The organism is Amycolatopsis sp. AA4, from assembly GCF_002796545.1.
Classification (GTDB): domain Bacteria; phylum Actinomycetota; class Actinomycetes; order Mycobacteriales; family Pseudonocardiaceae; genus Amycolatopsis.
The window spans coordinates 555,611-571,183 of the sequence record NZ_CP024894.1 but is presented as its reverse complement, the minus strand read 5'-3'; the positions used below and the strand labels follow the sequence as shown (position 1 = coordinate 571,183).

General features: G+C 68.3%; 15 protein-coding genes. 7 read left to right on the top strand and 8 right to left on the bottom strand.

Annotation, left to right across the window (positions count from 1 at the left end; translation table 11 throughout):
- The first annotated feature begins 75 nt into the window (after window positions 1-75).
- Window positions 76-630 (top strand): TetR/AcrR family transcriptional regulator, encoded by a 555-nt coding sequence (locus CU254_RS02865; protein WP_037712358.1) that lies wholly within the window; start codon window positions 76-78, stop codon window positions 628-630.
- Here CU254_RS02865 and CU254_RS02860 read toward each other — a convergent pair.
- Together CU254_RS02860 and CU254_RS02855 are read right to left on the bottom strand one after the other, a co-directional pair.
- Window positions 627-1,835, bottom strand: coding sequence for an MFS transporter (locus tag CU254_RS02860; protein ID WP_037712357.1), 1,209 nt, complete (start codon window positions 1,833-1,835; stop codon window positions 627-629). The genes CU254_RS02865 and CU254_RS02860 overlap by 4 nt on opposite strands.
- 110 nt (window positions 1,836-1,945) lie before the next feature.
- Window positions 1,946-3,037 carry an adenosine deaminase gene (locus CU254_RS02855; RefSeq protein ID WP_009072571.1) on the bottom strand — a complete coding sequence of 364 codons (1,092 nt, stop codon included), beginning with the start codon at window positions 3,035-3,037 and terminating at the stop codon, window positions 1,946-1,948.
- Window positions 3,038-3,248: 211 nt separating this feature from the next.
- On the opposite strand from CU254_RS02855, the gene CU254_RS02850 reads away from it, so the two are divergent.
- Both CU254_RS02850 and CU254_RS42860 read left to right on the top strand, forming a co-directional pair.
- Entirely contained in the window at window positions 3,249-4,343 is a 1,095-nt protein-coding gene (locus tag CU254_RS02850) for a hypothetical protein (protein ID WP_009072569.1), read from the top strand.
- Between the two features lie 12 nt (window positions 4,344-4,355).
- Window positions 4,356-4,502 carry a hypothetical protein gene (locus tag CU254_RS42860; protein WP_158687982.1) on the top strand — a complete coding sequence of 49 codons (147 nt, stop codon included), beginning with the start codon at window positions 4,356-4,358 and terminating at the stop codon, window positions 4,500-4,502.
- A gap of 249 nt (window positions 4,503-4,751) precedes the next feature.
- On the opposite strand, the gene CU254_RS02845 is transcribed toward CU254_RS42860, so the two are convergent.
- The 6 genes from CU254_RS02845 to CU254_RS02820 form a co-directional block, all read right to left on the bottom strand.
- Window positions 4,752-6,026: a thymidine phosphorylase gene (locus CU254_RS02845; protein ID WP_009072567.1), complete on the bottom strand. Its 1,275-nt coding sequence runs from the start codon at window positions 6,024-6,026 to the stop codon at window positions 4,752-4,754.
- Window positions 6,023-6,412 (bottom strand): cytidine deaminase, encoded by a 390-nt coding sequence (locus tag CU254_RS02840; RefSeq protein WP_009072565.1) that lies wholly within the window; start codon window positions 6,410-6,412, stop codon window positions 6,023-6,025. Before CU254_RS02840 ends, CU254_RS02845 begins: the two co-directional genes overlap by 4 nt.
- Window positions 6,412-7,644: an ABC transporter permease gene (locus CU254_RS02835; RefSeq protein WP_050788382.1), complete on the bottom strand. Its 1,233-nt coding sequence runs from the start codon at window positions 7,642-7,644 to the stop codon at window positions 6,412-6,414. Before CU254_RS02835 ends, CU254_RS02840 begins: the two co-directional genes overlap by 1 nt.
- Before the next feature lie 47 nt (window positions 7,645-7,691).
- Complete coding sequence (locus tag CU254_RS02830) at window positions 7,692-8,789, bottom strand: ABC transporter permease (RefSeq protein WP_009072561.1); 1,098 nt, start codon at window positions 8,787-8,789, stop codon at window positions 7,692-7,694.
- A complete protein-coding gene (locus tag CU254_RS02825; protein ID WP_037712355.1) occupies window positions 8,786-10,351 on the bottom strand; it encodes an ABC transporter ATP-binding protein in 1,566 nt (521 codons plus the stop codon). Before CU254_RS02825 ends, CU254_RS02830 begins: the two co-directional genes overlap by 4 nt.
- 80 nt (window positions 10,352-10,431) lie before the next feature.
- Window positions 10,432-11,574 carry a BMP family protein gene (locus CU254_RS02820; RefSeq protein WP_037712353.1) on the bottom strand — a complete coding sequence of 381 codons (1,143 nt, stop codon included), beginning with the start codon at window positions 11,572-11,574 and terminating at the stop codon, window positions 10,432-10,434.
- A 554-nt stretch (window positions 11,575-12,128) separates the two neighbouring features.
- Between CU254_RS02820 and sdhC the strand changes: the two genes are divergently transcribed.
- From sdhC to CU254_RS02800, 4 genes are read left to right on the top strand one after another with little or no spacing between them, the layout of a single operon-like run.
- On the top strand, window positions 12,129-12,578 hold the full coding sequence (gene sdhC, locus CU254_RS02815) for a succinate dehydrogenase, cytochrome b556 subunit (protein WP_009072553.1): 450 nt from the start codon (window positions 12,129-12,131) through the stop codon (window positions 12,576-12,578).
- A gap of 4 nt (window positions 12,579-12,582) precedes the next feature.
- Window positions 12,583-12,999 carry a succinate dehydrogenase hydrophobic membrane anchor subunit gene (locus tag CU254_RS02810; protein ID WP_037712346.1) on the top strand — a complete coding sequence of 139 codons (417 nt, stop codon included), beginning with the start codon at window positions 12,583-12,585 and terminating at the stop codon, window positions 12,997-12,999.
- A 36-nt stretch (window positions 13,000-13,035) separates the two neighbouring features.
- Entirely contained in the window at window positions 13,036-14,790 is a 1,755-nt protein-coding gene (gene sdhA, locus CU254_RS02805) for a succinate dehydrogenase flavoprotein subunit (protein ID WP_009072549.1), read from the top strand.
- Window positions 14,790-15,563: a succinate dehydrogenase iron-sulfur subunit gene (locus tag CU254_RS02800; protein WP_009072547.1), complete on the top strand. Its 774-nt coding sequence runs from the start codon at window positions 14,790-14,792 to the stop codon at window positions 15,561-15,563. Before sdhA ends, CU254_RS02800 begins: the two co-directional genes overlap by 1 nt.
- Window positions 15,564-15,573 lie beyond the last annotated feature (10 nt).

Genomic DNA, 15,573 nt, shown 5'->3' with positions numbered 1-15,573 from the left:
CGAGGGTGCCCTCGACTTCGTTCGCCAAGCTACCACAAAAACTGAGGACACCCTCGACTTTGTACGATGGGACCCATGGCCACCGGATCGAAGCCGTTGCGCGCGGACGCCGCCCGCAACCGCGACAAGCTGCTGGCCGCCGCGACGCGCGCGTTCGGCGAGCACGGCCTCGACGCGCCGCTGGAGCAGATCGCCCGCAGCGCCGGGGTCAGCATCGGCACGCTGTACGCGCACTTCCCGACCCGCGAAGCCTTCGTCGACGCGATCCTGCCCGCACAGCTCGCCGCGTTGGACGAGCTGGCGACGCAGGCGCTGGCGGAACCGGACCCGTGGCAGGGCTTCACCGGATTCCTCGACGGGCTGTTCGCGTTGCAGGCCAAGGACCACGGCCTCAGCGACGCGCTTGCCCGGCGGTTGCCGCTGAGCCCCACCGTGCTGGAGGCGTGCCGCGCCGGTTTCGAGCACGCCGCGCGAATCATCGACCGGGCAAAGGAATCCGGTCAGCTGCGCGCCGATTTCGAACCCGCGGACCTCGCCCCGCTGGTCTCCGCGATGTCGGCCTTGATCCGCGAATCACCCGAAACCTGGCGACGGCACCTGGCGTTCTTTCTCGACGGCGTGCGCGCTTAGTCCTTTTCGGACTCCGCGCGAACCGGAACCAAACCGATTGCCAGCAGCGGGAAAATCGCCGCCACGCAGTACGCCAGCGCGTACCGGCTGTCCCCGATCACCAAGCCCAGCAACGGCGGCGTCGCCGACGCGGCGATGTTCTGCGCGGTGTTCTGCGTCCCCATCGCGCGGCCGGACCACGCGACCCCGGCGAGCTCGGCCGACGCCGTGAAGCCGAGGCCGTTGTCCGCCACCGTGATCACCGCCGCCAGCACCAGCGCGGCCAGCACCAGCCACAGCCAAGTCGCGTCGCCGAGCGCGACCAGCAGCATCACGACGACACTGGCGACCGCGAGCTGCCGCATCGGCCGCAACCGGCTGCCGACCCGGTCCGACCAGTATCCGGACGCCAGCCGTCCGAGCGCGCCGAGCACCTGAGCCACCGCGACGAACACCCCGGCCTGCGCGGCGGTCCACTGATGCTGCGACACCAGATACACCGGCGCGAACGCGGACACGGCGAACTGCGGCACCACCAACAGCGCGCTCGCGCCGTGCACTCGCCACAGCCACGGCTTGCGATACGGCGACGGCGGCCGCTCCCCCTTCGCCGCGCGCGGCGGCCGCGGCGGGTCGATGACGAACACCGCCACCAGCAGCGCCACGCCGACCGCGAGCGCGGCCGGAAGCAGCATCGCCGCCTGGAACCCCCACTGCGCGGCCAGCGGCGGCAGCCCGAGCGCGGCCACTCCGACGCCCAGCGGCTGCGCCGTCTGCCGGATGCCCATCGCGACGCCGCGCTCGGATTTCGCGAACCAGCCCATCACGACCCGGCCGCTCGCCGCGTTCACCGAAGCTGTGCACGCACCGGCTACCAGAAACACTCCAAAGAGAAGTCCAACCGGGTGGTGCCACAGGGCGGCGTACACGAGGAGTAACCCCGAAACACCCAGGCCCAGCGCCATGATCAGGCGCTCTCCGTAACGGTCCGCAGCCGCGCCCCAGGCGATGAGCGTCAGCAGCAGGCCGATGCTCGGGGCCGCGACGACCGTGCCCGCCTGCGCCAGCGTCAGGCGGTCGGCCTCGCGCATGGCGGGCACGAGAAACGGCAGCCCGTAAAGGAAAGAGCAGCTGGCGGTCTGCGCGGCGAGGCCGAGCGCGAGGATCAGCCACCGTCGTGAGCTGCCTTTTTGCCGCACCTGCTCCCCGGTCTCGACCTGCGCCATTCCGTTCACCGTCTCACTATTTGAGAAATATGTCTTACATAGTGAACGATAGTTGGCATGGCTAACGAACGCAACCGCCTTTCCGGGCGGCCGCGGGCGGGAGCCGGGAATCAGCCGAGCGCCGCGTACCCGGGTTTGACGACCTTCTCGATCAGCTCGAGCCGCTCGTCGAAATCGAGGAACGCGGATTTCATGGCGTTGATCGTGAACCAGCGGAAGTCGTCGAGGCCGGAGCCGAACGTCTCGGCCAGCGCGGCGAATTCACTGGTCATCGTGCAGCCGCTCATCAGCCGGTTGTCGGTGTTGACGGTGACGCGGAAGCGCAGCCGGGCGAGCAGTCCGATGGGGTGCTCGGCCAGCGACGGCACGGTTCCCGTCTGGACATTCGACGAGGGGCAGATTTCCAGCGGGATCCGCCGGTCCCGGACGTAGGAGGCCAACCGTCCAAGGTGGACATTTCCGTCGGCGTCGGTGGCGATGTCGTCGATGATCCGCACGCCGTGCCCGAGCCGTTCCGCACCGCAGTACTGGATTGCCTCGCCGATCGACGGAAGGCCGAACGCTTCGCCGGCATGAATAGTGAAGTGCGCATTGTTCCGGCGCAAATAGTCGAATGCGTCCAGATTGCGAGTGGGCGGGAATCCGTCTTCCGGTCCGGCGATGTCGAATCCGGCCACCCCGGCGTCGCGGTAGCGCACCGCCAGTTCGGCGATCTCGAGCGCGCGGGCGTGCTGGCGCATCCCGCACAACAGGGTCCGCACCCGGATCCGGCCGCCGCCCGCGGCTACCCTCCGCATCCCCTCGGCGAAACCCTCCTGGACAGCCTCAACCACTGCATCGAGTGACAGCCCGCGTTCCACGAACAGCTCCGGCGCGTACCGCAGCTCGGCGTAGGCCACGCCGTCCGCGGCCAGGTCCTCGACCGCTTCCGCGGCAACCCTGACCAGCGCTTCCTCGGTCTGCATCACGCCACACGTATGGGCGAACGTTTCGAGGTACGACACGAGGGAACCGGAGTCCGCCGCGGCGCGGAACCAGCGGCCCAGCTCGTCCGGATCCGTCGCGGGAAGGTCCCGGTAGCCGAGATCCTCGGCGAGTTCGGCGACCGTGGCGGGCCGCAAGCCGCCGTCGAGATGGTCGTGGAGCAGGACCTTGGGCGCGCGGCGCAGGATCTCCGCGCTCAGCGGGGTTACGTCCGACATGCTCCAACGGTAGCCTCGCTGTCATTCCCCTACCTGGCCGTAACCGAGAGCACCGGAACAACCCTCTGCTCAGCACTGTGCGCAAGGAATCGGCCATCCGGGTGGCACGGTCGTTATCCGCGTTCCCCGGGGGCCATACGCACAGCAATTTTCTTCATCGATAAGCTCGGGTCAGTCCCTTCCATTTTCCCCGCCGACGAAGGACACCGCAGTGACCACTGACAACCACATTGCCGCTCCGTCGTTCGACCGGATGCGCAACATGCTGGTGCGCGCGGCCGAGGTTCGTGAGAGCGAGCAGCAGCAGATCTTCGACGCGCTCGACGACATCTACGCCCGGCTCGCGCCGGTGGACTCCCTGGGCGCGGTGCGCAAGCGGCTGTCGGAACTGCCGGACCGGACCGAGGTCGGGGTGCTGGCGGAACGCCTCGACGAGGCGATGACGCGGCTGGAGTCGCAGGACAACGCGATCGCCGCGCTCACGCACGCGGTGGAGAGCATCGTCGACAAGCTGGCGAAGCCCTTCGCCCAGCTCGACGGACGCCTCGACGGCGTGGCGGCGCGGTTCGAGGGCGTCGCGGGCCGGATGGACGGGCTCGAGGACAAGCTGCAGAACATCCACCGCCGGCTCGACGAGCTGGGCGGGCACCTGGACAAGCAGGACGCGAAGCTGGAGTCGCTGCCGCAGGCCACGCAGGGCCCGATCCGCGACCGGATCGAGATGGCCGAGACGTCGCTGCGCGAGCGGATCGAGACGACGGACCAGGAACTGCGCTCGCGCGTCGACGAACTCGACCGCGCGACGAAGGAACGCATCGCCACCGCGACCGACGCGCTGAAGAGCGCGGTCTCCGACACCGGGGAGATGATCGACCCGGCCGCCCGGCTCGACGCGGTGGGCACGAAGCTCGAAACGATCACCCAGCGTCTCGACGACCTGTCCAGCCGCATCGACAAGGTCGAAGACGACGTCACCGGACGCATCGGCGACCTGGACGGCTCGGTCCGCAGCGGTTTGTCGAAGGTCGAAGGCACGCTGTCGAAGCAGCCGGACACCGACGCGGTGGACTCGCTGGTGCGCCGCAGCAACGACGAGTCGGTGCGCCGCATCGGCGGACAGCTGGACGAAGCGATGGCGACCTTCGCGGAGCTGATGCTCGGCGGCGGGCCGGCGGTGCAGCAGATCGCCCCGCCGCCGCCCGCCCCGCGCCAGCCGCGCCGCGCCAGCTCGCGCAACGGCCGGTCGCCCAAGGCCGCGGACGCGAAGGCCAAGGCCGGTGGCGACTCGGACGAGTCGACCGACTGAGAGCGTTGAACGATGAAGCCCCCGTCCGGGACCCGGATGGGGGCTTCGTCGTCTCACCGCCGCCAGCCGCACGGCGTCACCGACTCGCACTTCCCCACCGTGGCCAGAGAATGCGACACCCGCTACGACCTGAAGACCATGCGCCTCGGCCAAACCTGAGCCGAAGCCCGCCCCCGAGACCCGGACCGAAGCCCGCTCCTCCGAAACCCGGACCGAAGCCCACCCCCGCCCTCCTCTGGGGGGCTGCCCATGCCCATTCTACCGGCGCTACCCGACGAACCCGGCGAGGAGAGCGCGCCGAGGCCGATTGCTCCACAACCCGGGACAGGTGTGGACAACCAGGCGTGAGAAGCAAGAACGAAGCCCCCGCCCAAACTCTGGGCAGGGGCTTCGTCGCTTCGAACCGGGTCAGGGCCGAACTGTCTCCAGCACGATCCCCCGCGCAACGGGAGCCTCCGCGCCCACCGAGAACCCGCCCTCCAAAGCAGCGAGAGCAGCGGGCACCGCGTCCGGAGTGTCCGTGTGCAGTTCCAGCAACGGCTCCCCCGCCACCACCGCATCCCCCGGCTTCGCGTGGCACAAGATCCCCGCCGCGGCCTGCACCGGGTCTTCCTTCCGCGCCCGGCCGGCCCCGAGTCGCCAAGCCGCGACGCCGACCGCGTAGGCGTCCAGCGAAGTCAGCACCCCCGAAGCAGGCGCCTCGACCACATGCACATGAGCAGGACGCGGCAAGGCGGCCGCAGGATCCCCACCCTGGGCGGTGATCATCCGAGCCCACACTTCGTAAGCCTCGCCAGACGCGAGCACCTCGGCCGGATCCACCGAAATCCCTGCCAAAGCAAGCATTTCCCGCGCCAACGCCACCGTCAACGAGACCACGTCCGAAGGACCACCACCGCGGAGAACCTCAACCGCCTCGGCGACCTCGACCGCATTCCCGACCGCCCGTCCGAGCGGCGTGCTCATGTCGGTGATCAACGCCGTGCAAGCCACGCCGTGCGCAGTGCCGATGTCCACGAGCGTCCGCGCCAGCAGCTGCGCCTCCGGCACGGTCTTCATGAACGCCCCGGAGCCAGCCTTCACATCCAGCACGAGGCCCGAAGCACCTTCGGCGATCTTCTTGCTCATGATCGAGCTGGCGATCAACGGCACCGACTCGACCGTCGACGTGACGTCCCGCAGCGCGTACAGCTTCTTGTCCGCCGGAGCCAGCCCCTCAGTCGCCGCGCAGACCACCGCGCCGACCGAGTTGAGCTGCGCTGCGATTTCGTCCAGAGACAGGGCCGCACGCCACCCGGGGATCGACTCGAGTTTGTCCAGCGTCCCACCGGTGTGGCCGAGTCCGCGACCGGACAGCTGCGGCACCGCGGCACCGCACGCGGCGACGAGCGGAGCCAGCGGCAAGGTGATCTTGTCGCCGACCCCGCCGGTCGAGTGCTTGTCCACGGTCGGGCGCGCGACGTCCAGCGACAGCCGCGAGCCCGAGTCGATCATCGCGCCCGTCCAGCGCGCGATCTCGCCCTCGTCCATGCCACGCAGGAAAATCGCCATGGCCAGCGCGGCCATCTGTTCTTCGGCGACCACTCCGTGGGTGTAGGCGTCGACGACCCAGTCGATCTGTTCGTCACTCAGCCGTCCGCCGTCGCGTTTGGTCCGAATGACGTCTACCGCAGTGAAAGTCACGGCAGATCCTCCGGCCCGAACGCGTCCGGAAGCACCTCCGACATCGGCAGCACCCCGCGCGGAGTGTCGACCAGGCAAGAAGAACCGCCGAGTTCGAACAGAATCTGGCGGCACCGTCCACATGGCATCAACAGCTCACCCGCGCCACTACGGCAAGCCACCGCGACCAAACGGCCACCGCCGGACAGTCGCAATTGTCCGGCCATTGTGCACTCAGCGCACAAACCCAAGCCGTACGAAGCGTTTTCGACGTTGCACCCGGTCACCTGCCGGCCATCGTCCACAATAGCCGCGACGCCGACGTGCAGTCCCGAGTAAGGCGCGTAAGCGTGCGAAGCAGCCGAAACCGCGGCCGCGCGCAAAGCTTCCCAGTCCACTTCGGACATCAGTCGCCCTCCCCTCGACGGTACTGCGCACCGTCCGCCTTGGGCGGCCGAAGTCGTTGCGACGCAACGGCTAGCACGATCAGCGTCACGAAATGCGCGGTGTACGGGATCAAGTCGCTCGGCAGCGTGTCGTTGGTCCAGTAGATCGCGTACAGAATCCCCGCGCCGACGACGCCCAGCGCGGCCGCGAGCCAGCGCTTCCGGATCAGCTGCACGATCACGATGATCGCCAGCAGGATCACCGCGCCGTACAGCAGCGCCAGCACCGCGTCGCCGCCGCCGGCGAGCTGCAGACCGTCGGAGTACCCGAACAGCGCGGCGCCGCCGAGCAGCCCGCCCGGCCGCCAGTTGCCGAAGATCATCGCGGCCAGACCGATGTACCCTCGGCCGTTGGTCTGGTTCTCCAGGTAGTCCGCGCCGCCCTTGAGCAGCACCAGCGACGCGCCGCCCATGCCGGCGAAACCGCCGGAGATCAGCACGCCGACGTACTTGTACCGGTACACGTTCACGCCGAGCGACTCCGCCGCGACCGGGTTCTCGCCGCACGAACGCAGCCGCAGGCCGAACCGCGTGCGCCAGAGAATCCAGTAGCTGACCGGGATCAGCACGATCGCGATCATGGTCAGCGGCGCGACCCCGGTCACCAGCCCGCGCAGAATGCCCGCGACGTCAGACAATCCGACACGCTGCTGGTTTTCCAGCGAGCCCAGCCAGTCCGACAATCCGGCCGCCGAATAGGTGTCGAACTTCGGCACCGGCGGCGACTGGCGAGGGTTTCCCGACAGCGGCTCGAAAATCAGGTTCGCCAGATACTTCGCGACGCCGAGCCCGAGCAGGTTGATCGCGACGCCGGAGACGATGTGGTTGACGTTGAACGTCACCGTCGCCACCGCGTGCAGCAGCCCGCCGAGCGCGCCGAAACCGATCGCGGCCAGCAGGCCGACCCACGCGCCGCCGTAATACGCACCCCAGGCCGCGCCCCAGGTGCCGAGGATCATCATGCCTTCGAGGCCGATGTTGATCACGCCCACGCGCTCGGCCCACAGCCCGCCCAGCGCGCACAGCAGGATCGGCAGCGCCAGCCGCAGCGCGGTCGACGCGGTGTTGCTGGACGTCAGCGCCGAAACACCGGTCGCGTACGACGCGGTCGACATGACCGCGATCGCGACCACGGCCCAGATCACGCCGCGCAGCCAGCCGGGGACCCGCGGCCGCTTGCGCTTGACCGGCATCGGCGTCCCGGACTCCGGCCCCGGCCGGGAGAACTCCGTCGTGGTGGTCACACCGCACCGCCTTCCGCGACCGAGGCGCCCTTGCGGCCGTTGCCGGCGAGCGCCCTGCCCACCCTGCGCTGTTCCGCGGCGAGGTCGGCCCGGCGCACGATCTCGTACGCCACGACGACCGAGAGCACGATGATGCCCTGCATGATCGTCGCGATCTCCTTGGACACGTTGATCTGCTCCAGCGACACCGCGGAGGTGTCCAGGAACGCCCACAGCAGCGCGCCGAACGCGATGCCGCCGGGGTGGTTGCGGCCGAGCAGCGCGACCGCGATGCCGGTGAAGCCGTACATCTGGGTCGCGGTGATGCCGTAGCTGTAGTCGCGGCCGAGCAGTTCCGGCATGGCGACCAGACCGGCCACCGCACCGGAGAGCAGCATCGCGATGAGCGTCATCTTCTTCGCGCTCACACCGCCGGCCGCGGCGGCCGTCGCGGACTCGCCGCTCGCCTTCAGCTCGAAGCCGAACCGGGTGCGGTTCAGCATGAACCAGTACGCGCCGCCGATCACGATCGCGATGAACACGAACCCGAACAGCGTGCCCGACCCGACCGGGATGCCCGGGATCCGGCCGGACGGCGCGATCACCCTGGTCCCGATGTTGTTGCCGGTCTGCACGCCGAACTGGTCGGCGTTGATGAGGAACGCGATGATGCCGGCGACGATCGAGTTCAGCATGATCGTCGAGATGACCTCGCTGACGCCGCGGGTCACCTTCAGCACGGCCGGGATCGTCGCGTACAGCGCGCCGGAAACGATGGCCACCAGCAGGATCACGATGGTGTGGATGACCGGCGGCAGCTGCAGCGCCCCGCCGATGATCGCGGCGACCACCGCGGCGAACCGGTACTGACCCTCGACGCCGATGTTGAACAGGTTCATCTGGAACCCGATCGCCACGGCGAGACCGGACAGGTAGTACACCGTCGCGAGGTTCACCGTGTCGACCGCGGTCGAGCCCTTGAACAGCTGGCCGATCATCGTCCCGTACGCCTGCAACGGGTCGGCGCCGGAGATGACGAGCGCGATCGCGGACAGGAGCACCGCGAACGCGATCGCGAGCAGAGGCGGCAGCAGCCGCGTGTGCCACGAACTCATGAGTCTTCACCTTCTTCGGCGCCGGTCATGGCGGAACCGAGTTCCTGCGGGGTGACGGTGGCCGGGTTCGCCTCGCTCACGAGCCGACCGCGCAGCATCACGCGAATGGTGTCGGACAACCCGATCAGCTCGTCGAGGTCCGCGGAGATCAGCAGCACGGCGAGACCGTCGGCACGCGCCTGGCGGATCTGTTCCCAGATCAGCGCCTGGGCGCCGACGTCGACGCCGCGCGTCGGGTGCGAAGCGATCAGCAGCACCGGATTGCCGGACAGCTCGCGGCCGACGATCAGCTTCTGCTGGTTCCCGCCGGACAGCGCGGCGGCCGGAACGTCGATGCCGGGCGTGCGGACGTCGTACTCGCGCACGATCCGCTCGGTGTCCTCGCGCGCGCCCGCGATGTTGAGCAGTTGCCCGCCGGACACCGGTTCCCGCGTCTGGTACCCGAGAATCCGGTTGACCCACAACGGTTGCGTGAGCAGGAGGCTGTGCCGCGTGCGGTCCTCGGCGATGTAGCCGATGCCCGCCTCGCGCCGGGCGAGCGTGCCCAGCTTGACCAGGTCGCGCGTCTCGCCGTCCGGCGGCGTCAGCTCGATGTGGCCGCCGCTCGCCTTGCGCATCCCCATGATCGTTTCGACCAGTTCGGTCTGGCCGTTGCCCTCGACGCCCGCGATGCCGAGCACCTCGCCCGCGTGCACGGTGAAGGAGATGTGGTCCAGCACGTTGCGCTCGGAGCCCTCGGCGGACAGCCGCAGTTCGCGTACCTGCAGGACCTCGCGGTCGGTCACCGTCGACTCGCGCGTCTCCGGGCTCGGCAGCTCCGAACCGACCATCATCTCGGCCAGTTCGCGGCTGGTGATCTTCTTCGGGTCCGCGGTGCCGACCGTGGTGCCGCGCCGGATCACGGTGACCGTGTCGGCGATCGCGCGCACCTCGTCCAGCTTGTGCGAGATGAAGAGGAACGTGTACCCGTCGGCCTGCATCTCGCGGACGGTCGCGAAGAGCGCGTCCACTTCCTGCGGCACGAGCACGGCGGTCGGCTCGTCCAGAATGATGATTTTCGCGCCGCGGTAAAGGACTTTGACGATCTCGACGCGCTGGCGGTCGGCGACGCCGAGTTCCTCCAGCAGCGCGTCCGGCTTCGCGTGCAGCCCGGTCCGCTTCGCCAGTTCCTGCAGCCGCGTCCGCGCCGCGCGGCCGATGCCGTGCAGCGATTCCGCGCCGAGGAACACGTTTTCCGCGACGGTCAGGTTGTCGGCGAGCATGAAGTGCTGGTGCACCATGCCGATCCCGGCGCGGATGGCGTCCTGCGGGTTGCGCAGTCTCACCTCGGCGCCGTTGATCGCGATGCTGCCCTCGTCGGGCTGCTGCATCCCGTACAGGATCTTCATCAGGGTCGACTTGCCCGCGCCGTTCTCGCCGCACAGCGCGTGCACCTCGCCCGCCGCGACGGTGAGGTTGACGTCGGAGTTCGCGACGACACCGGGGAACCGCTTGGTGATCCCGGTCAGCTGGACGGCCGGCACGCCCCGGTCGGGGACGGCTTCGGCCTCGATCTCGGTCATCGGAGGGGACATCCCGTTCTGTCGGAAACGCGTGAGGGCTCGGAAGGAAGATCCTTCCGAGCCCTGCCGCGTCGTGAGCGTTACTTGGCCGGCTTGTCCGAGACCTTGATGGCGCCGGAGACGATCTGGGCCTTGTACCCGTCCAGCACGTCCTTGATGTCGTCGACCTTGCCGCCCGAAGTGGAGTAGCCGACACCGTCGGACTTCAGGTCGAAACGCTTCGGCACCGTGCTCAGGTCGCCCTTCGCGACGGCCTGCAGGTACTCGAAGACCGCGACGTCGACGCGCTTGATCATCGAGGTGATGATGATGTCCTTGTCGGCGGCGACAGTCTTCTGGTTGTACTGGTCGGAGTCGACGCCGATGGCCAGCGCGTTGTTCTGCTTGGCCGCGTCGAACACGCCCTTGCCGGAGGCGCCGGCGGCGTGGTAGACGACGTCCGCGCCGCGCGAGATCTCCGCGGCCGCCTTCGCGTTGCCCTTCGGCGGGTCCTGGAAGCCGGAGAAGTCGCCGGCCGGCGTCAGGTACTCGTCCTCGATCTTGATCTTGCTCGAAACGGCCTTCGCGCCCTGCAGGAAGCCCGCCTCGAACTTCTGGATCAGCGGGGTGTTCACGCCGCCGACGAAGCCGACGTGGCACTTCTTGCTCTTGTACGCGGCGGCGACGCCGGCCAGGAACGAGCCCTGCTCCTCGGCGAACACCAGCGGCGTGACGTTCGGCAGGGTGATCGAGTCGTCGTCGACGATCGCGAACTTGGTGTTCGGGTACTTGGCGGCGACGGCCTTGACCGACTGCGCGTAGGCGAATCCGACCGCGACGATCGGGTTCAGGCCCTGCTGCGCCATCTGCTCGAGCCGCTGCTGCTTGGCGGCTTCGCTTTCGCTCGCGCTCGCGGTGCTCTCGTTGACGGTCGGGACGCCCAATTCGGACTTCGCCCGGTCGGTGCCCGCGGCGGCCGCGTCGTTGAAGGAAGCGTCACCGCGACCGCCGACGTCGAAGGCCAGGCCGACCTTGAGCTTGCTGCCGTCGACCTTGCCCGAGGCGGCGCTGCTGCTCGTGGCGGCGGCAGGCGCGGCGGGCGGCTTCGGGGCGGTGATGCAGTTCGAGCCCGCATTGCCGTCCGAACCGGACGCGTTGTTGTTGCTTCCCCCGGTGTCCTTCGCGCACCCGGCCAGTGCAAGCACCCCAGCCATGGTCGCGGCGGCCAGCGCGGTTCCACGCATGCGACGCAACGTGTGTCTCCCTCCCCGCTGATCCAGCGGACGATCCAGGAACGGCCCGGTCACGGTCGCCGGGCTCAACTGGCAGACCGTACCCAACCGCCGGGTAACCGCCATAGGAAAGGCACGCTACGTAACACAAACGTTTACTCGGAGGTCTGATCCGCGACCATTCCGGCGCCGACCGTGATCAACACCCTCCGCCCCGCCCGCCGCCGTCACGCACCGTGGCGCCCTTTTCGTCCGAGGAAGGTCCGTGAAGGACTCCTCGAGGGAATCTGATTCCCGGAAGGAGTCCTTCACGGCCAGCTCAGACGTGCGCCAGACCACACGACCGAGTGGTCTGGCGTGGTCACCGGTGTCTGGTCTGTCACAGAGAGGAACCCGGAGGTGAGCCGGGCGTATGGGTCGGGTCTAGCATCCATGCATCCACGCTCGATGGCCCCTGATCTCGGCACCGTCGCCGGAGTTGTCCCCAGTGGACCGACCCCGGCCGCGGGTGCGGACCTCACCGGTCACCCGGGCACGACAGTCATGACGTTGGAGGCCGTTCACCGATGTCCACCACGGCGAGCACTGCCACCGAAAGCGGGGCAGGAGCTAGCGATCGGGCGGGTGCCTCACGCCGGCAGGGAACCTTCTACCGGGGCGACCCCGGCATGTGGTCCTGGGTGCTTCACCGCATCACCGGCGTGCTGACCTTTTTCTTCCTGTTCGTGCACGTGCTCGACACCGCGCTCGTGCGCGTGTCGCCGAACACCTACGACCAGGTCATCGAGACGTACAAGACGCCGATCGTGAACCTGCTCGAGGTCGGTCTTGTCGGCGCGGTGCTGTACCACGCGCTCAACGGGCTGCGCGTCCTGCTGGTCGACTTCTGGGCCAAGGGCCCGAAGTACCAGAAGACGATGCTCTGGGTCATCGGCGTCGTGTGGGTGGTCGTGATGGTTCCGGGTGCGTTCTTCATGCTGAAGCGCACCGTCGAGACGCTTTTCGGGGGTGCCTGATCCCATGGCCGACGCTCTGATCCTCGACAAGCCGCGCTCGCCGCGGCGCCCGTCCGCCCGGCGCAGCAACTTCGAGCTCTACAGCTGGCTGTTCATGCGCATCTCCGGGCTCGCGCTGATCATCCTGGTGCTGGGCCACCTGTTCATCATGAACATCCTCGACGGCGGCGTGCACCGCATCAACTGGGGCTTCGTCGCCGGCCGCTGGGCCTCGCCGTTCTGGCAGTTCTGGGACCTGGCGATGCTGTGGCTCGCCGAGATCCACGGCGGCAACGGGCTGCGCACGATCATCGACGACTACGCGCGCAAGGACTCCACCCGGTTCTGGCTGAAGATCCTGCTCTACGTCTCGATGGCGCTCATCCTGGCCGTCGGCACGATGGTGATCTTCACGTTCGACCCCGAGATGCCCGCCTCCTAAGGGCGCACCCACCACTAGCTAGCGGAGTCTTTCCCTATGCAGTTCCACAAGTACGACGTGGTGATCGTCGGCGCGGGCGGCGCCGGCATGCGCGCGGCCATCGAGTCCGGTCAGCGCGCCCGCACCGCGGTCCTCACCAAGCTCTACCCGACCCGGTCCCACACCGGCGCGGCACAGGGCGGCATGTGCGCCGCGCTGGCGAACGTCGAAGAGGACAACTGGGAATGGCACACCTTCGACACCGTCAAGGGCGGTGACTACCTGGTCGACCAGGACGCCGCGGAGATCATGGCCAAGGAGGCCATCGACGCCGTCCTCGACCTGGAGAAGATGGGCCTCCCGTTCAACCGGACGCCCGAGGGCAAGATCGACCAGCGCCGGTTCGGCGGCCACACCCGCGACCACGGCAAGGCCGCGGTGCGCCGCGCCTGCTACGCCGCGGACCGCACCGGCCACATGATTCTCCAGACGCTGTACCAGAACTGCGTCAAGCACGGCACGGAGTTCTTCAACGAGTTCTACGTGCTCGACCTGATCCTGTCCGAGGGCGAGGACGGCACCCCGATCGCCTCCGGCGTGGTCGCCTACGAGCTGGCCACCGGCGAGCTGCACGTGTTCCAGGCGAAGTCGATCGTGTTCGCCACCGGCGGCGCGGGCAAGATCTTCAAGACCACCTCGAACGCGCACACCCTGACCGGCGACGGCCTCGGCATCATCTTCCGCAAGGGCCTTCCGCTGGAGGACATGGAGTTCTTCCAGTTCCACCCGACCGGCCTGGCCGGCCTCGGCATCCTGATCTCCGAGGCGGTGCGCGGCGAGGGCGGCATCCTCCGCAACGCCGACGGCGAGCGGTTCATGGAGCGCTACGCCCCCACCATCAAGGACCTCGCGCCGCGCGACATCGTCGCCCGGTCGATGGTCCAGGAGGTGCTGCAGGGCCGCGGCTGCGGGCCGAACAAGGACTACGTCGTCCTCGACGTGACCCACCTCCCGGTCGAGGTCCTCGAGACCAAGCTGCCGGACATCACCGAGTTCTCCCGCACCTACCTGGGCGTCGACCCGGTCAAGGAGCCGGTGCCGGTGTTCCCGACGTGCCACTACGTCATGGGCGGCATCCCGACGAACGTCCACGGCGAGGCGCTGCGCGACAACGAGCACGTCATCCCGGGCCTGTACGCCGCGGGCGAGGTCGCCTGCGTGTCGGTGCACGGGTCGAACCGGCTGGGCACGAACTCGCTGCTGGACATCAACGTGTTCGGCCGCCGCGCGGGCATCGCCGCCGCGGAGTACGCGCTGTCGCACGACCACGTCGAGCTGCCGGAGAACCCGACCGCACTGGTCGAGGACCAGCTGAAGCTGCTGCTGTCGGAGCACGGCGACGAGCGCGTCGCCGACATCCGCAAGGAAATGCAGCAGACAATGGACTCGCACGCTTCGGTGTACCGCACCGAGGACACGCTGAAGCAGGCGCTGACCGACATCCAGGCGCTCAAGGAGCGCTACCAGCGGATCACCGTGGCGGACAAGGGCAAGCGGTACAACACCGACCTGCTCGAGGCCGTCGAGCTCGGCTTCCTGCTGGAGCTGGCCGAGGTACTGGTCGTCGGCGCGATCGCGCGCAAGGAGTCCCGCGGCGGCCACGCCCGCGAGGACTACCCGAACCGCGACGACACGAACTTCATGCGGCACACCATGGCCTACAAGCAGGGCGAGGGGCTGTCGGCCGACATCCGGCTCGACTACAAGCCGGTCACCTTCACCCGCTACGAACCGATGGAGCGGAAGTACTGATGACGACGGCCACCCCAGAGGCGCCCTCCTCCAAGGCGTCCGACGAGCACACGCCGATCCAGGTCACGCTGAAGATCCTGCGGTTCAACCCCGAGGTCGACTCCGAACCGCACTGGGAGTCCTACGACGTCCCGGCGCAGCCGACCGACCGCGTGCTGAACCTGCTGTTCTACGTCAAGGACTACATCGACGGCACGTTCTCCTTCCGCCGCTCGTGCGCGCACGGCGTGTGCGGTTCGGACGCGATGCAGATCAACGGGATCAACCGGCTGGCCTGCAAGGTGCTGCTGAAGGACCTGCTGGAGAAGAACGGCAAGAAAACCGAGATCACCATCGCCCCGATCAAGGGCCTGACGACGTTGAAGGACCTCTACGTCGACATGGACCCGTTCTTCGAGGCGTACCGGGCGATCAAGCCGTACCTGATCACCTACGGCAACGAGCCGACCCGCGAGCGGATCCAGTCCCAGGCCGACCGCAACCGGTTCGACGACACCACCAAGTGCATCCTGTGCGCCTGCTGCACGTCGTCCTGCCCGGTCTACTGGAACGACGGCTCGTACTTCGGCCCGGCGGCGATCGTGAACGCCCACCGCTTCATCTTCGACTCCCGCGACGAGGGCGCCGAGGAGCGGCTGGACATCCTGAACGACGGCGAAGGCGTGTGGCGCTGCCGCACGACGTTCAACTGCACCGACGCCTGCCCGCGCGGCATCCAGGTGACGAAGGCGATCCAGGAAGTAAAACGCGCCCTCCTCTTCAAGCGCGTCTGATTCTTCTGGC